Here is a 16,147-nt window from a genome sequence, read left to right on the forward strand (position 1 = left end):
ATTATTCTTTTTCCTTATTAAGGGTATCGAGTCGTTGTTTTAACGCCATTAAAAACGTATCAGGAAGCGTTGCTCTTATGGGCAAAAACCACCAATCTTCATGCGCAATTGCGCGACATTTTACCGCGTCTTTTTCAGTCATTACCACTGTCCCGTCAGGAATATCTTGCGCTTTAAACTGATAATGGTCAATAAAGGACAAACGTTGTTTCAACGTCACATTGTGGTGGTCAAGCAAACTAAAAAATCGCTCTGGATTACCAATGGCCGCGACTGCTGTCGCTTCACTTAAGTCACTTAACGGCATGCTTTGATTGACATTTTTCACGTTGATTAAATCATCGGGCTCGATTTCCATCAACACTTCGTCTTTTCCAGCTGGACCACCATTATTAACCACAAAATCGACCGATTTAACTCGACCTTCAGATTCTCTTAGCGGCCCCATGGGTAACAGCCAACGGTTGCCGTAACGACGGCTACCATCGACTACAACAATTTCAATATCTCGCTGCAATGCATAGTGTTGTAGGCCATCATCACAAAGAATAATATTGCATTGATATTTATCCTTCAGATACTTGGCTCCTCGGGTACGTTTAGGGTCGACTACCACGGGACAACTAACACGCTGTTTAATTAAAATAGGCTCATCGCCCACTTTTGCAACGTCACTTTGTGAGTCAACACCGGCAGGATAAAAAGAAGACTTGCCGCCATAACCGCGGCTGAGAATGCCGGGTTTATAGCCCTGCTCGACCAACCAGTTCGCCAAATACACTACCAGCGGTGTTTTGCCATTACCACCTACAGAAATATTACCGACAATAATGACGGGCACATCAACACGCCAGCTTTTAAGCCAGCCATTACGATAGCCAATGCGCCTGATTGATGATAAACACCAAAACACCCACATAAGCGGAAACAATAGCCACTTTAAAATAATAAATGTAGGTGTTGGTTGGTACCACACCTTCTCAATAAGGGTCACTTACTCTTTTATCCCTTCACTAAATTGCAATTTGTGCAACTGGGCATAAGCACCATCTTGTTGCAGTAATGTTTTATGATCGCCACTTTCGATAATCTCACCTTGTTCAATCACCAAAATTTTATCGGCATTTTCAATTGTCGATAACCGATGGGCAACCACAATACTGGTGCGTCCTCGTTGCAGTTTTTCTAACGCATCTTGGATCAAGCGTTCTGACTCAGTATCCAATGCTGATGTTGCTTCGTCTAGGATCAGAATAGGCGCATCTAAATATATCGCTCGGGCGATAGCAATACGTTGCCTTTGACCACCAGACAAATTAGCGCCATCTTCGCCAATTACAAAATCATAACCATCGGGATAGAGATCAACAAACTCATCGACATGAGCAATTTTAGCTGCTTCGATGATTTTTTCACGGTTAACATGTTTAGACGCATAAGCAATATTATTGGCGATTGTGTCATTAAATAAAATGACATGTTGCGATACCAAGGCAAATTGTTTTCGCAAGTTTTGTAATTTAATGTCTTGAATGGGTATGCCATCCAGCCGTATTTGGCCTTGTTGGTTATTGTAAAAACGGGTCAACAAACTGGATATAGTTGATTTCCCACTACCAGAGCGCCCAACTAATGCCAACGTCTGTCCCACTTCGGCAGTAAAACTGATATTTTTTAATGCTGGGCTAGCAGAGTTAGGATACGAAAAGGTCACATCATCAAATTCAATTTTACCCGCCAGTCGCTCTACTTGCGTGTCACCGGTATCTTTCTCAATTTGTTGATCCAATACCTCAAACACACTGGCACAGGCCGCCATACCACGTTGAAACTCGCTATTAACCGTCGTCAGTTCCTTTAACGGTTTTAGCAGCATGGTCATACAGACCACCACAGTCGTGAAAATGCCAGGCGTTAACTCTTCGACCATGTAGGGCAAACTTGCTATATACAAGACCACGGCAAGTGCAATAGATGCCAACACTTGAATTGAGGCAACGCTGAGGATCCTAGCAACAATCAATTTCATGTTTTGCTGACGATTATGATTGTTTTTTTGATTAAAGCGGTTTTTTTCCTGACTTTGACCGCCGAACATTAAAACAACTTTATGACCTTTTATGACTTGTTCAACCGATGACGTGAGATTGCCCATTGATTGCTGAATGCTTTTGCTGACTTGACGAAATCGTTTGCTGACCACAGAAACAATTACCGCAACCACGGGACCGATAAGTAGAAATACTAGCGATAACTGCCACGAGTAATAAAACATCACAATCAGCAGGCCAATCACGAAGGCACCTTCGCGCACTAACGTGAGCAACGCTTTACTGGCAGCGGCAGAGACTTGTTCGGTATCGTAAATCACTTTTGAAATAAGCCCGCCTGAGGCGTGATTGTTATGGTATTCCACTGGCAAATAAACATACTTTTCAAACAGCTCTTGGCGCATATTCATCACAACCTTGGTACCGATCCATGACAAGGTGTAGCTGCCCATAAAACTGCACACGCCCCGAAGAATAAAGATTGGGACGACAAAGAATGCGGCTATGCGCAAATTTTCGTAATTCTGTTTGCCTAAACTATCATCAATAATTGGCTGTAATTGAGAAAAAACCCACGCATCCACCGAGGCATAACCAATCATTCCTATTATTGCCACCACAAATGCCAATTTAAAATCTTTAAGATAGACTGAAAATCGCCGAAATAATGGCTGTGTGGGAATGCTTTCATTCATGCTTTGGATCACTTCCTAATTAAGTATGTTTATCATTGTAACTGTTCCCGAGAAATTCCCCAACTATCAAAGACCTAATAAATTAGTGCCACAAATATCGGTTGTACCAGGTTGGCAGCATATTTTGTCGAAAACGATCGGTTTCAATTTGTTTGCGCTCAGGGTCAAACACAAACGATATTTGCCCTGACGAGGCAGTCGAATAGAGTGTAACATCTGACATCACAAAACGGGTGACAACCGGTTGACGTGGAAAGTCCCAGCGATTTAAGAACCCTTGACTAAAGACCGCGAATTGCGGTTTAACTGCGTCAATGAAATCCTGTGATGACGAGGTATTGCTGCCATGATGAGCTGCAATAAGTACATCGGCTTTGAGCAGTTTACGATCAGTTTTAACCAAGCGTTTTTCCACATCCCCTGAAATATCCCCTGTCAATAAGACGGCGTGTTGACCATCACTGATACGAAGCACACAAGAATTGTCATTTCCGCGTCCCTCACTTTCAGCTGGCGGCCAAAGGGCTTCAATGTGCAATGCTTGCCAATTCAGTTGCCACCCCCTACGACAAATATCTTGGTTAGATGCAAAGTGAATCACCTTGATACCTTGTAACACATTGGCCAAGCTACCCGCATGATCACTGTCAAAGTGACTAATTATGAGCCAATCAATGTGTTCTAGCCCTTGGTGTTGCAAAAACGGCAATAACACCGCATCGGCCATATTAAAGCCACTGGGAAACCGATTCCCCACATCATACACAATCGCCTTACCCTGTGTTTCAAGCACATAAGCCGATCCTTGACCGACATCAAGCACATGTAACTGCCATTTTGAATTTTGCGATACCAGCGCATAAGAAAGTAAAGGTAAGACTAACAGGCTTGAACACAGTTTTTTGCGCAAGCTAATAGGCATACACCATAGGACGATTGCAGCCAAACTCCACGCCCACACAATAACCGGTATACCGGGAAGTTGCACACTGGCAAGCGCTGAGTTTTGGCTATCAGGCAAGGCGTTTAAACAACTTTCCAATAGCCAATCTATCCACTCAAATACTACACCGGCTGCGCTTCGATCAATCAACATTATTAAGGCCGCTAATAGACACAGAGGTACTAGACAAAAGGTAACTATTGGGATCGCGATCAAGTTTACGATTGGAGAATGAAAGGAAATGAATGCAAATTGTGATGCCACTAATGGCAACATCAAAAGACTTAACATTAACTGCAAAATGCACATTGCTTTAACGGCTATCAGCACAGGCGTCACTATTGCACTAATCTGCGTTTGTTTCGATAACGCATTATGGTTATGACTAGGCCAGCGCCACAGAATAAATCCAATCGCGGTGATAGCACCGAAACTTAACCAAAAACTAAGACTGAGTACGCTCATAGGTTGGACCAATAAAAAGCCACCCAAACTCAGCAACACAAAATGTGCAGGATTAACCACTCGTTGTAACAAGATCAGGACACTGAGCAGCAACAACATCAACCATGCTCTGACTGTCGGCAAACTAAACCCCGCAAGGTAGGCATAATACCAAGTGACGCCAACTACCATGGCCAACATTAATGACCGGTAGTTATAAGCCTGTGATAGCGCCATCGTTCGACTAACTAACCACAAAAGACAGCGACCTATTAACAGGGTAAGTAATGCCACAACCCCTAGATGCAAACCGGATATCGCAACTAGATGGGCGATGCCATTAGTTTGAATCAAATTCCACTGCTGGGTTGAGAAATGTGATTTATCGCCAAAGGTTAACGCTGCAATCCACGCATTGTGCTTGAGCGGCAAAGAATACAAATGGCTTAACCAGATTTGACGTTGAGAAACAACTGGATGCGCTGTAGTTAAACTCGCTGACTTTACGTAGCCTGTTGCCACTATCCGTTGAGAAATCAACCATTGTTGATAACGAAAGCCGCCTTGATTAGCCAATCCATGGATCGGCTTTAATTTCACCGTAAAAGTGGCGGACATGCCTTGCTTTGGCATCCACGTTGGCATTCTCCAGCTCAGTCGAATACGTGGCGAAGTCAAAACAGTTCTGCCATCAATAGAGGTTACCGCGAGATTAAAACGTGGATTATTCCCGTCAGTGACCACCGTCTCTATAACACCTGTAACCTGACGGATTTTAACGATTTCATCATGCGGGAGTTGCCAATTCACCTGCCAATGACCTACACTCGCCATCCAGACCACGCCTATCAGTAAACCTGAACACCAGGGTCCGTAACGGCAAGGGTAAATTAATATGGCAAGCGGCGCTAACACGAGAAGCCAAAAGGGATGGGGCAGTATAGGCCAGACCACTGACGATAAAGCGGCAGTTACAAAACTGGCAAGCCATTTGGATTGGTTCCCGTGTATAATGTTCAGCAATTCCTTTGCCTCAACAGTAGTAATAATGTCGGTAATGTATGTTAAAACAGATTATTAAACGCTTTTTACCTGATCACCAAACGATCAAACGTCAAAAAGCCCTAAAAATGTTCGGAACTGTACTTCACGACCCCAATTTATGGCATTTGAATCGAAAATCTGCCTCAGGCGCTTTCGGTATAGGACTATTTTTCGCTTGGTGGCCAGTTCCTTTCCAAATGTGGTTAGCCGCTGCGTTCTCTATCCCTCTTCGCGTTAACCTACCTTTATCCGTTGCGACTGTGTGGATCACCAACCCATTCACCATGCCACCGATGTTTTATGGTGCCTACCTGCTAGGTACGACTATTTTAGGAGCACCTGAACAACATTTTAAGTTTGAACTGAGCTGGGGATGGGTGGTGCAAAGTATGGGTACTATCGGTCCTGCATTTTTATTGGGGTGTGCTATTTGCTCTGTGGTATTCGCACTGGTGGGTTATTTTGGCCTCAATGCCATGTGGCGCTATTCGGTAAGCGAAGCTTGGCGAAAACGACAAGAACGCTATAAGCAACAGCAATCATAAAATCCCTATTTAGAAATATTAAGCGGGATAACGTTGGTTCATTACCTCTAGGTCTGTTTGAATAATTTGTTCAAGAACGGCCATATCAATGTCAGCTAACTTATTGATATATAAACATGCTTTACTAGTTTTATGTTTGCCTAATGAGGTTAACAAATGGGGATGCTCTGACATCCCTGCCCCCACATAAATACTCAGATTCTGTTTACGCGGTGAAAAGCCCGAGCGAAGAAACGTTTGTTGCGAACCATTAGCAAGCGCATAGGTGTAAGTGCCAAAACCGATGATACTGTCGCCCCAGATTACAGCGGGTTGCCCGGTGACATTTGCAAACAGATTAAGTAGCACTAAGGCATCATCTTTTCGTCTGCTATTTTTGACTCGATCAATAAAATCCAAGACCGACTTATCAGTAGGTTGGGTTTTTAATTCTGTCATTTTCACACCCGTTTCGACGCTGATTGGGGATTTTGCCGACTATTTTGCCTAACAGTCGACACCATCATAGTTACTTATCGGCCATACATTGTTATTAACCACTATGTATAACCGCACTCAAACCTTTATTTAATTAAAACTGAATCATCAGCGCTTAGGTGTTTTGATGAGATTCAATCAACGCAATCATCGCCTGCTCATCAAGAATTTCAATTCCCAAATCTTGTGCTTTAGTTAATTTCGAACCGGCTTTTTCACCTGCTACTAAATAATCTGTTTTGGCCGACACACTACCTGAAACTTGGGCCCCAAGCGCTTGTAGTCTTGCTTTTGCGTCATTTCGTGACCAGGTTTCTAAGGTGCCCGTTAACACAAATGTTTGTCCTAACAAGGGCTGTTGGTCTTCACTAGGCTTCTCAATGTCAGGCCAATTCAAGCCAACGGCAACTAAATCGTTAATGACATCCAGATTATGTTGTTCGTGGAAAAAATTAAAAGCGTGTTGCGCCACAATCACCCCCACATCTTTAACCTCTTGCAAATCCTCTAAACTTGCCGATTTTAGCGCATCGAGTGATCTGAAATGCATCGCTAAATTAAGCGCGGTTGTCTCTCCCACTTCCCTTATCCCAAGTGCGAATAAAAACTTGGGTAACGTGGTTTGTTTCGCATCCATCAACGCATTAACTAAATTGGCTGCCGATTTTTCCCCCATCCGTTCCATATTCGATAATTGAGATACGTCTAATCTGAAGAAATCAGCCGGACTACTCACCATGCCTTGGTCAACTAATTGCTCGACTAACTTATCGCCTAAACCATCAATATCCATGGCTTTACGTGATGCAAAGTGTTTCATTGCTTCTTTGCGCTGTGCCGCACAAAACAATCCTGCACTACAGCGAACGACCACCTCGCCCTCAACTTGTTCTACTGCGGATTGACACACTGGACATTGCTTAGGAAACACAATGTCTTGTGCATCTTGTGGACGTTGTTGAAGCACAACAGACACGACTTGAGGGATCACATCCCCTGCGCGTCTCACGATCACCGTATCGCGCTTTTTAACACCTAAGCGATTAATTTCATCTTGATTGTGTAAGGTCGCGTTGGATACCGTCACACCACCAACAAACACCGGCTCTAGCCGAGCTACCGGTGTTATTGCCCCCGTCCTACCCACCTGAAATTCAACATCAAGTAGTTGGGTCATTTGTTCCTGGGCAGGAAATTTTTGTGCGATTGCCCAACGAGGTGCTCGTGATACAAAGCCTAATTGGTTTTGCAAATCGATGCTGTCAATTTTAAATACCACCCCATCTATCTCATAACTCAACTGAGAACGAGCTTCGCCGATTTTTGCAAAATAGGCGTGGCATTCATCAATACCTTTTGCCGTTGAGGCTTCTTTACAGATCGGCAGTCCCCACTCGCTCAGTTGCATTAATCGTTGACTATGACTATTGGCCATTGCCGTTATCTCGCCTTCAACTAATCCCATGGAATAGGCATAGAATAACAACGGCCGCGAAGCAGATATCTTAGGGTCGAGCTGTCTTAGGCTGCCGGCCGCGGCATTACGAGGATTGGCAAAGACTTTTTTACCCGCTTCTTTTTGGCTGAGATTCAGCTGCTCAAACCCCTGTTTAGGCATGAATACTTCACCTCGCACTTCAAGTCGTGCAGGGAAGTCATTGCCGCGCAGGCTCAAAGGTACGTTGGCGATGGTTTTGACATTGTTGGTAATATTCTCCCCGACACGGCCATCGCCACGAGTAGCCGCTTGTACCAATTGACCTTGTTCATACAAAATACTGACTGCTAAACCATCTAGTTTAGGCTCACAACTGTAGTCTAGGCTCACCTGCTGATTTAGGCGGTCTTGAATTCGTTTATCAAATGCCTTTAATTCCTCGTCATCAAACGCATTATCAAGCGACAACATGGGTACCTGATGTTCTACCTGAGTAAAGGCGCGAAGTGCTTCGCCCCCAACTTTTTGACTAGGGGAGTCATGTTCAACTAACTCAGGATGATCGTTTTCAATGGCTAGCAATTCGCGCATTAAGCGATCATATTCAGCATCCGGTACGCTAGGATCATCTAGCACATAGTATTGATAATTGTATTCATTGATCTGAGCGCGAAGCTGCTGTAATTGCTCTTTGATATTGACGGCTTGGGTCATAGAGAAAACCTGTGGAACTTAATATGCGGAAGTTAAAGGGAGTCAATTCGACTCCCTTGATTCATTTAGTATAGTGACTTATCGAGCAATCATCCGTTTTCGTTCAAACTCGCGAATTTTTTCAACATATTGTTGCAAACTCTGTTTGGTCAAGGCACTGCGACGTCCATCGAGCACTTGGGCGGAGAATTCTTCCGCGATTTTTCGAGCGGCATTGTGCATCATATTGAACACTTGATGGGGATCACCTTCAATTGGCAGCATCATAAATAAAGACACGCCTAAGGTACTGAAGTTTTCCAAATTATCGATATCAAACACGCCAGGTTTAAGCATATTGGCTAAACTAAACAACACCGGCCCTTTGCCATTGCTATTGACATGCCGGTGGAATATATCCTGATCGCCAAATTTAAAGCCAAGCGTCAGTAACATCGGCAGTAACGCTGCTCCTTGAATGGGGTTATCGTCGCTAGCCCTGACATTCAACACTAAGACTTCTTGAGCTGGCGCGGCCTGCTCGGCCGCTTGCGTCGATGCTTTGTTAACATCAGCGGCGGTGTTTTCATTTGTAGGTCTGGACTCTGAAGGCTCATCAAAATCAATTCGCATCTGATCTTCGCCAATTTTAGGCTCTCTGCGTTTACGTGATTTTGGTTTGGCCTCGGCTTTACGCTTGACAAAATTGCGGGCTTGTTCAGCCAGACTCACCTTAGACGACTCTTCGGCCATTTCTGGCTCAGCAATGCTGGTCGCACGCAAGGTATCTGACTCGACCGTGTTTTTGCTATCGGTATTTGTTAGTGTTTGCGACGCATGCGTATCGCCGATTGCGCCCATGGATGATGACGCATCGGCTTGCTTGTGCGGCGCATTTGGTTGCTGTGGATTAGCAGAGCTGGTTGCTGCTCCAACAGTTTCGCTCTTTTGGTCGTCGCCGGTTTTTAATAAAAACGGCGGAGGTTCCGGAATATTATGTAATTCACCATCGGCTTGGGTCGCCGTTCTACTGCGCATGGCATGTACTTGCTGCGCGGCATACTCAGGCTTTGGCTGGGTTACCACCGATGAATAAATTTTCGGTTTCGACACTGGTGCTGGTATGGCTTGGTCTTCTTTGAGCAGCGCTTCGGCATCTTTAGATAAATCCGTTTCTGAACTCGCTTGCACCTCTTGGCTTTTTGCTTCCAGATCAGAATCGCCAGCGCTATCGTCATTGGCATTTGGCGCACTAGCAACAACGCGCACAGCGCCTAAGCCAAGATCATCAAAATTTTCACCGGCACTGACACGTGGTTCTACTTTGTTATCTTTTGATTGTGGGTCGATGATTAGGACATCGTCATCTAAGTCCACGTCCTCAGCATCATCAAAATCGTCCTGCCAATCGGCAGTTTCCAGATTGGCGTGTCTGGATTCTTTTGAATTTTTACGCACACTCCACATGCCGTGCAACAGAATGCCGACAATCGCGATTGCGCCTATGACTAAAAATGCTAGTCGTAATTCTTCCATATTACCGTTACTACCCTTTTTTATTATGCTTGAGCAATGGCGACGGCTTCTTCCACATCCACTGAAACCATCCGTGAAACGCCTGGTTCAGCCATAGTAACACCAGTTAGGTGCTTAGCCATCTCCATTGCTATTTTGTTATGGGTGATATAAATAAACTGCACTGTTTTAGACATCTCTGACACTAATTTACAGAAACGTCCGACGTTTGCATCATCCAATGGTGCATCCACTTCATCTAATAAACAAAATGGTGCAGGATTCAGTCTAAAAATAGCAAAGACTAATGATAAAGCGGTTAACGCCTTTTCTCCACCAGAAAGAAGGTGAATTGTGCTATTTTTCTTTCCAGGAGGCCTCGCCATAATAGTCACACCTGTTTCGAGTAAATCTTCACCGGTAAGTTCCAAATAAGCAGAACCGCCGCCAAACACCTTGGGAAATAATTCTTTCAGATCCTGATTGACCCTGTCATAAGTATCCTTAAACCTTGAACGTGTTTCTTTGTCTATTTTTCGAATAGCTGACTCAAGCGTATCCAGTGCAGCAACAAGATCATCATTTTGAGCATCCAGATGTTGTTTACGTTGCGACTGTATTTCATATTCTTCAACGGCAGCGAGATTGACCGCCCCCAATCGAGAAATCGACGCAGCTGTATTTTCCAACTGTTGCTGCCAACTAACCTCATCGGTTTGCTCTGGCAAACTTGCCAAAATGGTTTTTAAGCTGAGATTTTGTTCATCCAGCTGCTCCAGTGTGCTGTTGGCTCTAACCCGATAGCCTTCACACTCCAATTTGCTGCTTTGCAATTCAGTGCGCATCTGTTGAATTTTTTCAGTTACGCCTTGTTGGCCTTTTTCTGCATTCGTCAGTAACTCTTGCACTTCCGCTAATTGCTCACTCACCGATGTCTGCTGTATTTCCAGCTGCGCTCGTTGTTCCAACAATTCAGCTAATCGTGACGCTTGTTGCTCAAAGGGCTCGGACAATTGCGCTTTTTCAGCCTCTAGTTGATGTTTTCGAGCTGCTAAGGATTGTAGCATTTGTTGAGTGCGTTTAGCGGTTTCAACCAGCGCATGATACTGGCTTTTAACATCTTGCAGGGTAAGCGCCAACTGGTGAGATTCGGCGGTATATTGTTCGACTTTGTGCTTCATTTCACTGTCTTTTTGCTGCCATGCTACTTTTTTAGTTTCAAACTCCTGCTGTTTACCCTGCATTTCCTCAAGTCGTAATTCCAACTCTTGCACTTGCTCAGCGAGTTGTTCTGACTGCATACGTTCATCTTCTAAAAGCTGCGTTTGTCTAGCGAGTTCTTCACTGAGTTTTGTCTGGCGCACAAGGGTTTGTTGATGCTGCATTTCCAACAAATTTAATTGGTTCTGCTGCTGGGTAAGAGCTTGCTCTGCCTGTTTGTAATCGGCTTGGCAACTTGCAACCACGCCTTCACTTTTTGTTATTTGCTGTTCGAGTTGCGCTAGGGGGTGTTCAATTTGTTGTTCTAATTGCGCGATTTGTTGCTGCTTTGACGCGGCAAGTTGTGACATAGTCGCGGCGCGTTCAATCAAACCATTTTCAGATGATTGCCCTCCCCAATCAATCCAGTCAGCGCCCAAACAGTCACCATTTTTGGTGACAATTTGTTGGTTGTCTTTTAATTTTGGCAACAAGCTGACGGCCTCTGCCCAGTCATCGGCAATCAAGGTCGCAGTAAACCAAGCTGGCACGCGATCGTTTACTATTTTTTCTGCTAATGATCCTTTCGGCTTAACTGCGCTCATATGCGCTTCAATGAGCACTTTACCGGTGAGTTCAACCTCTTCGAACTGAGTAAGGCTTGCCTGTTTGATCCACAATCCCTGTTGCCAACCACGGGTCGCTGCTGCTACCGCTTTTTCCCAACCAGGAGCAACTTGCAACACCTTCCAAACCGGTGCAAATTCAAGGTTTTGCGATTGTAAATAATCAGACAATGTATCCTGACTGGGAGCCCCTGCCTGCAAACTTTCTAACGCCGCTAATTGTGCACTCAATTTTTGGATTTCACCTTTTGCCTCAAATTGGCGTTGGTTCAAAGACGTTTTTAACTTCAGCTGGTCACGCAGTTTTTGTTGTTCCGACTCAAGATGTTGTTTGGCATGGGTAAATCGCCCTTTAGCTTGCGCCACTTGATGTTCAAGGCTATCAATTTGCTGGGCCAATACATCTTGCTCTAACTCACCTTGCTCTTGTTGGATCTCTGAAATCCGCTGCTGGGTGCGCATTTGCATATTCACGGTTGCTTGAATTTGGCTGTGGCAGCTTTGTACTTGCTGTTTGCAAAGTTGATATTGCTGGTCGTGCTCGCGCCACTGACTGTCTAATTCCAACATGGCTTGTTGAATATCATAAGAAGCTTCCTGCGCCACAAGCAATTGCGCCTGTAGTGTTTCCATCTGCGGTTCACCGGCAGCTAAGCGCTCAGCCAATTCTTTTAAACGTTGCTCTTCTTGTTTTTCAAACTCCTGAGAATCTTTCTGAGACGAGATGACCTCGGTCAACTCTTGCTCTATTTGCGATTCACGTTGTTTTGCATGCAGTCGGTTTTGTTCGAGTTTGGTTATTTCGGTTCCCACGGTGAACATTTGATGCTGCACATCAGAAAGCTGCTGCTTAAGGTTTTGCTGCTGCTCTTTATATAAAGTAATGCCCTTTTCATCGCCGCGCTGTTGCGCAACAAAGGCTTCGATATCGTTTTCTTGTTGTTGGATCTGAGATTCCAGTTGCGCTAAGTGCTCACTGTGTTTTAACCAACGAATAGCGGCCAGTTCGGCTTTTAAGCGACGTTCTTTAGCTTTTAAGTCTTTGTATTTGCGCGCCGCTGTTGCCTGGCGCTGTAGTTTCTCAATTTGTTGGCCTAATTCGGCTCGCACATCTTCGAGTCGTTCCAGATTGTCGTTTGTATGGCGAATTCGATTTTCAGTTTCTCGACGACGCTCTTTGTATTTAGAAATACCGGCCGCTTCTTCAATAAACACGCGCAGTTCTTGGGGCTTAGACTCGATTAAGCGTGAAATCATCCCTTGCTCGATGATCGCATAACTGCGTGGCCCCAAGCCAGTACCAAGAAAGATATCGGTCACATCTCTGCGCCGACACTTAGTAGCATTCAGATAGTAATTAGATTGCGCATCACGGGTGACAACGCGCTTTACCGACAATTCAGCGTAATTGGCGAACTCCCCTTGTATACGACCTGAGCTGTTATCAAACACCAATTCAACGCTACATTGCGATACAGGCTTGCGTGCTGTAGAGCCATTAAAAATGACATCGGTCATAGCATCACCACGCAAATTTTTAGCCGAACTTTCCCCTAACACCCACCTAACAGCGTCAATGACATTGGATTTGCCACAGCCATTCGGGCCGACTATGGCAGTCATGTCATCAGGAAAAGGAATATTGGTAGGATCCACAAAAGATTTGAATCCCGCCAAACGGATTTTTTTTAAGCGCATGTTGCCGACAAGGTAATGTTCTTATAATTTGTATTGAATGTACCAAATGTCATCAAGTGTAACAATTGGCGATTTGTAAAGCTTCATCACTAAGTGATAATGTTGCCCACAATATCGCAGCACTTGCCGCGACACAGGCACTGAATTAACCATACTCTATAGGGGATCCTCAACACAATGCAAAGCAATACCGGCGCAGGTTATTTTTTCCAAGGGTTTAGTCTCATTCGTACCAAAGGACTGAAGCGATTTGTATTTATTCCGTTAGCGATAAATCTGATTTTATTTTCTATTGCACTGTATTTTCTGGTCGGGCAAATAGAGGGAGGCATTGCCTATATCATCAATCTGATCCCGGATTGGGAATGGTTAGCATGGTTTAAACAAGGGATAACCTTTATTCTTTGGCCTTTGGCGGTGATCAGTATATTGCTGGTTTTTGCGCTTGTCTTTGGTACTTTGGCCAACTGGATTGCGGCGCCATTTAACGGGCTATTGGCAGAAAAAGTGGAGTTACACCTGACAGGGCAAAGTTTAGGTGACACTGGTTTGCTTGATGTGTTTAAAGACCTCCCACGGACGTTAGGGCGAGAGTTAGCAAAGCTGGGATATTACATTCCACGGGCCATCGGTTTTTTGCTGTTGTTTTTCCTTCTACCCGTCATTGGTCAGGTTTTATGGTTTTTGTTTTCAGCTTGGATGATGGCGATTCAATACTGTGATTACCCGTTTGATAATCATAAAATTGGCTTTAAAAAAATGCGTTACACCTTAAATCAGAGTCAAGGTCATAGTTTTTCATTTGGTATACTGGTTAGCGTATTTTCGATGATCCCAATCATCAACTTTCTGGTGATGCCAGTGGCCATCTGTGGTGCTACGTCAATGTGGGTACACGAATTACGCCACAAAGTACCCGCATAGACACATCTTATTCTTCCGTTCAGGTTATCTAACATCACTCCCCCAGTAAACTAAGGCTTGTGAGCAAGCTTTAGTTTGCTGGGCGTCCAGCACTAGGTTGAATTGCACTAGCACAGACATTCGTTGTTAAACAATAGACTCATTGTAGCTTACAAAAAAAGACTCAAATTCTTCGGCTGGCAACGCTTGGCTAAAGAGATAGCCCTGCATCACAAAACACTGGTTTTCTGTCAAAAAATGGGACTGTGTTTCGTTTTCGACCCCTTCGGCCACAACTAATATATCGAGTGTTTGTGCCAATTGAATGATTGCTTTAACAATGACTTTATCATGTGGGTTGTTGTCCAAGTTACGCACAAATGAACGATCAATTTTAATGATATCCACTGGTAACTGCTGTAAATAGCGCAACGATGAATAGCCGGTGCCAAAATCGTCCAGCGTAATACTAAAGCCAGCCAATTTGATCTTCTTTAACCGTGCGACTAAATCTTCATGACTGTCTTGTAGTGTGCTTTCGGTCACTTCGATTCGAATCGCGTTATTAGATAACCCCCCTTCTTTCATTAAATTCTCAATTAAATCAAAAGTATGCTGCTGATAGAATTGATTGCTTGAGATATTTATCGACAGTGGAATGGTCAAATCCCATTGCTTAGACCAGATGTTTAAATGCTCTATAGCGTGGCGCAACACTTGTTCAAACACATCTTGAAGTAGCCCGGTTTTGGTCGCGATTGGAATAAATTCCATGGCTTCCAGTACGCCACGTTGGGGGTGACGCCATCTAGCCAAACATTCGATGCCCACAACGGATTTTGACTGTTGGTCAATAACCGGCTGGAAAAACGGTTCAAATTGATGTTCGGCTAATCCCACTTCTAATTCTCGTTCGATTAATCGAATATCTTGCAGTTCCTGATTCAACGCATCACTAAAGTAACAATAATGATTGCCACCTTGATGTTTAGCCCGATACATTGCAGCATCAGCTTGTTGCAACAACACCTCAGCACTATCGCCATTATCGGGATAAATGCTGATGCCGATACTGCAACCAACATTCATCACATTAGCACCACTTTTTACTGGCTTTTTAATCTCTCGAATAAGCTTTTCAGTTACCTTAGCGACGGTTTCAGAATCTTTTATATTATTCATGATCACCGCAAACTCATCACCGCCCATTCGCGCCACTATGTCACTTTTACGCAATGACTTTTGCAAACGCTCTGAGATAGTGCACAGCAATGCGTCGCCAACGTCATGCCCCATTGAGTCATTGACTATTTTAAACTTATCTAAATCGATGAATAGTGTGGCAAAGCGCATGCCCAACCGTTGCGATTGGCTAATTTCATGGTCAAAAAGTTGGCTAAATAAAGATCGGTTAGCAAGTCCAGTTAAGCTGTCTTTGTACGCCAGTTTCGCTAAGGTTTCATTACTTTGGATCTGATCATAACTTGGATTTAGCTTTACTAATAAACAGTGATTTTGGTCTTCAAGATCAATCAGTGACAGCTCAATGGCACATAATTGCAATTGGTTATTTGCTTTGGCGATCCCCACCAAACCACTCCACTGTGTCTGTGTGGCTAGCTTGAACACATGCTGCCACTGAAAATCTCCGGCTTCATGCAGCATTAAATAATCATGAATTCTATCATCACAAGCGATCGCTGGTGTATTAGGGAACAACGCATTAAAGGCTGGATTAGTAAAATGAAAGTGGCCGTCGAGATCAATTAATGCGATAGGATCGTTGAGATATTGATAGGCTGTCTTCAAGTGCGACAATTGTATCGGTACTGACATGTTGGTTTCTCAATTGATTTTATTATTATTTTTTAACAC

The 16,147-nt window shown here is 44.1% G+C and carries 10 protein-coding genes; 2 read left to right on the forward strand and 8 right to left on the reverse strand.

All coding sequences use genetic code 11. The features are described 5' to 3' along the window. Window position 1: 1 nt before the first annotated feature. The 3 genes from lpxK to ABD036_RS01810 form a co-directional block, all read right to left on the reverse strand. Window positions 2-994, reverse strand: coding sequence for a tetraacyldisaccharide 4'-kinase (gene lpxK, locus ABD036_RS01800; protein ID WP_343855991.1), 993 nt, complete (start codon window positions 992-994; stop codon window positions 2-4). Then, a complete protein-coding gene (gene msbA / locus ABD036_RS01805) occupies window positions 995-2,746 on the reverse strand; it encodes a lipid A export permease/ATP-binding protein MsbA (RefSeq protein ID WP_343855993.1) in 1,752 nt (583 codons plus the stop codon). It abuts the gene before it with no gap. 82 nt (window positions 2,747-2,828) lie between these two features. Beyond that, entirely contained in the window at window positions 2,829-5,087 is a 2,259-nt protein-coding gene (locus ABD036_RS01810) for a DNA internalization-related competence protein ComEC/Rec2 (protein WP_343856548.1), read from the reverse strand. A 107-nt stretch (window positions 5,088-5,194) separates the two neighbouring features. Here ABD036_RS01810 and ABD036_RS01815 point away from each other — a divergent pair, with 107 nt between their 5' ends. Further along, window positions 5,195-5,722 (forward strand): DUF2062 domain-containing protein, encoded by a 528-nt coding sequence (locus tag ABD036_RS01815; RefSeq protein WP_343855995.1) that lies wholly within the window; start codon window positions 5,195-5,197, stop codon window positions 5,720-5,722. 18 nt (window positions 5,723-5,740) lie between these two features. On the opposite strand, the gene ABD036_RS01820 is transcribed toward ABD036_RS01815, so the two are convergent. The 4 genes from ABD036_RS01820 to smc form a co-directional block, all read right to left on the reverse strand. Further along, entirely contained in the window at window positions 5,741-6,160 is a 420-nt protein-coding gene (locus ABD036_RS01820) for a DUF1801 domain-containing protein (protein WP_343855997.1), read from the reverse strand. A 154-nt stretch (window positions 6,161-6,314) separates the two neighbouring features. Next, complete coding sequence (gene ligA, locus ABD036_RS01825; protein WP_343855998.1) at window positions 6,315-8,351, reverse strand: NAD-dependent DNA ligase LigA; 2,037 nt, start codon at window positions 8,349-8,351, stop codon at window positions 6,315-6,317. 78 nt (window positions 8,352-8,429) lie between these two features. Then, the gene (zipA, locus tag ABD036_RS01830; protein WP_343856000.1) at window positions 8,430-9,866 is read right to left on the reverse strand and encodes a cell division protein ZipA; all 1,437 of its coding nucleotides are present in this window, start codon (window positions 9,864-9,866) and stop codon (window positions 8,430-8,432) included. A 23-nt stretch (window positions 9,867-9,889) separates the two neighbouring features. After that, entirely contained in the window at window positions 9,890-13,369 is a 3,480-nt protein-coding gene (gene smc / locus ABD036_RS01835) for a chromosome segregation protein SMC (protein ID WP_343856002.1), read from the reverse strand. A 177-nt stretch (window positions 13,370-13,546) separates the two neighbouring features. On the opposite strand from smc, the gene cysZ reads away from it, so the two are divergent. After that, window positions 13,547-14,293 carry a sulfate transporter CysZ gene (cysZ, locus tag ABD036_RS01840; RefSeq protein WP_343856004.1) on the forward strand — a complete coding sequence of 249 codons (747 nt, stop codon included), beginning with the start codon at window positions 13,547-13,549 and terminating at the stop codon, window positions 14,291-14,293. 126 nt (window positions 14,294-14,419) lie between these two features. Here cysZ and ABD036_RS01845 read toward each other — a convergent pair whose 3' ends face one another. Then, the gene (locus ABD036_RS01845; protein ID WP_343856005.1) at window positions 14,420-16,108 is read right to left on the reverse strand and encodes a putative bifunctional diguanylate cyclase/phosphodiesterase; all 1,689 of its coding nucleotides are present in this window, start codon (window positions 16,106-16,108) and stop codon (window positions 14,420-14,422) included. Window positions 16,109-16,147: the final 39 nt, after the last annotated feature.

This window comes from Aliiglaciecola litoralis, assembly GCF_039523355.1.
Lineage (GTDB): Bacteria > Pseudomonadota > Gammaproteobacteria > Enterobacterales > Alteromonadaceae > Aliiglaciecola > Aliiglaciecola litoralis.

Coding starts and splice junctions, on each gene's coding strand:
- msbA (WP_343855993.1), bottom strand. CDS start 2,746: ATGAATGAAAGCATTCCCACACAGCCATTATTTCGGCGATTTTCAGTC.
- ABD036_RS01820 (WP_343855997.1), bottom strand. CDS start 6,160: ATGACAGAATTAAAAACCCAACCTACTGATAAGTCGGTCTTGGATTTT.
- ABD036_RS01815 (WP_343855995.1), top strand. CDS start 5,195: ATGTTAAAACAGATTATTAAACGCTTTTTACCTGATCACCAAACGATC.
- ABD036_RS01845 (WP_343856005.1), bottom strand. CDS start 16,108: ATGTCAGTACCGATACAATTGTCGCACTTGAAGACAGCCTATCAATAT.
- cysZ (WP_343856004.1), top strand. CDS start 13,547: ATGCAAAGCAATACCGGCGCAGGTTATTTTTTCCAAGGGTTTAGTCTC.
- ligA (WP_343855998.1), bottom strand. CDS start 8,351: ATGACCCAAGCCGTCAATATCAAAGAGCAATTACAGCAGCTTCGCGCT.
- smc (WP_343856002.1), bottom strand. CDS start 13,369: ATGCGCTTAAAAAAAATCCGTTTGGCGGGATTCAAATCTTTTGTGGAT.
- zipA (WP_343856000.1), bottom strand. CDS start 9,866: ATGGAAGAATTACGACTAGCATTTTTAGTCATAGGCGCAATCGCGATT.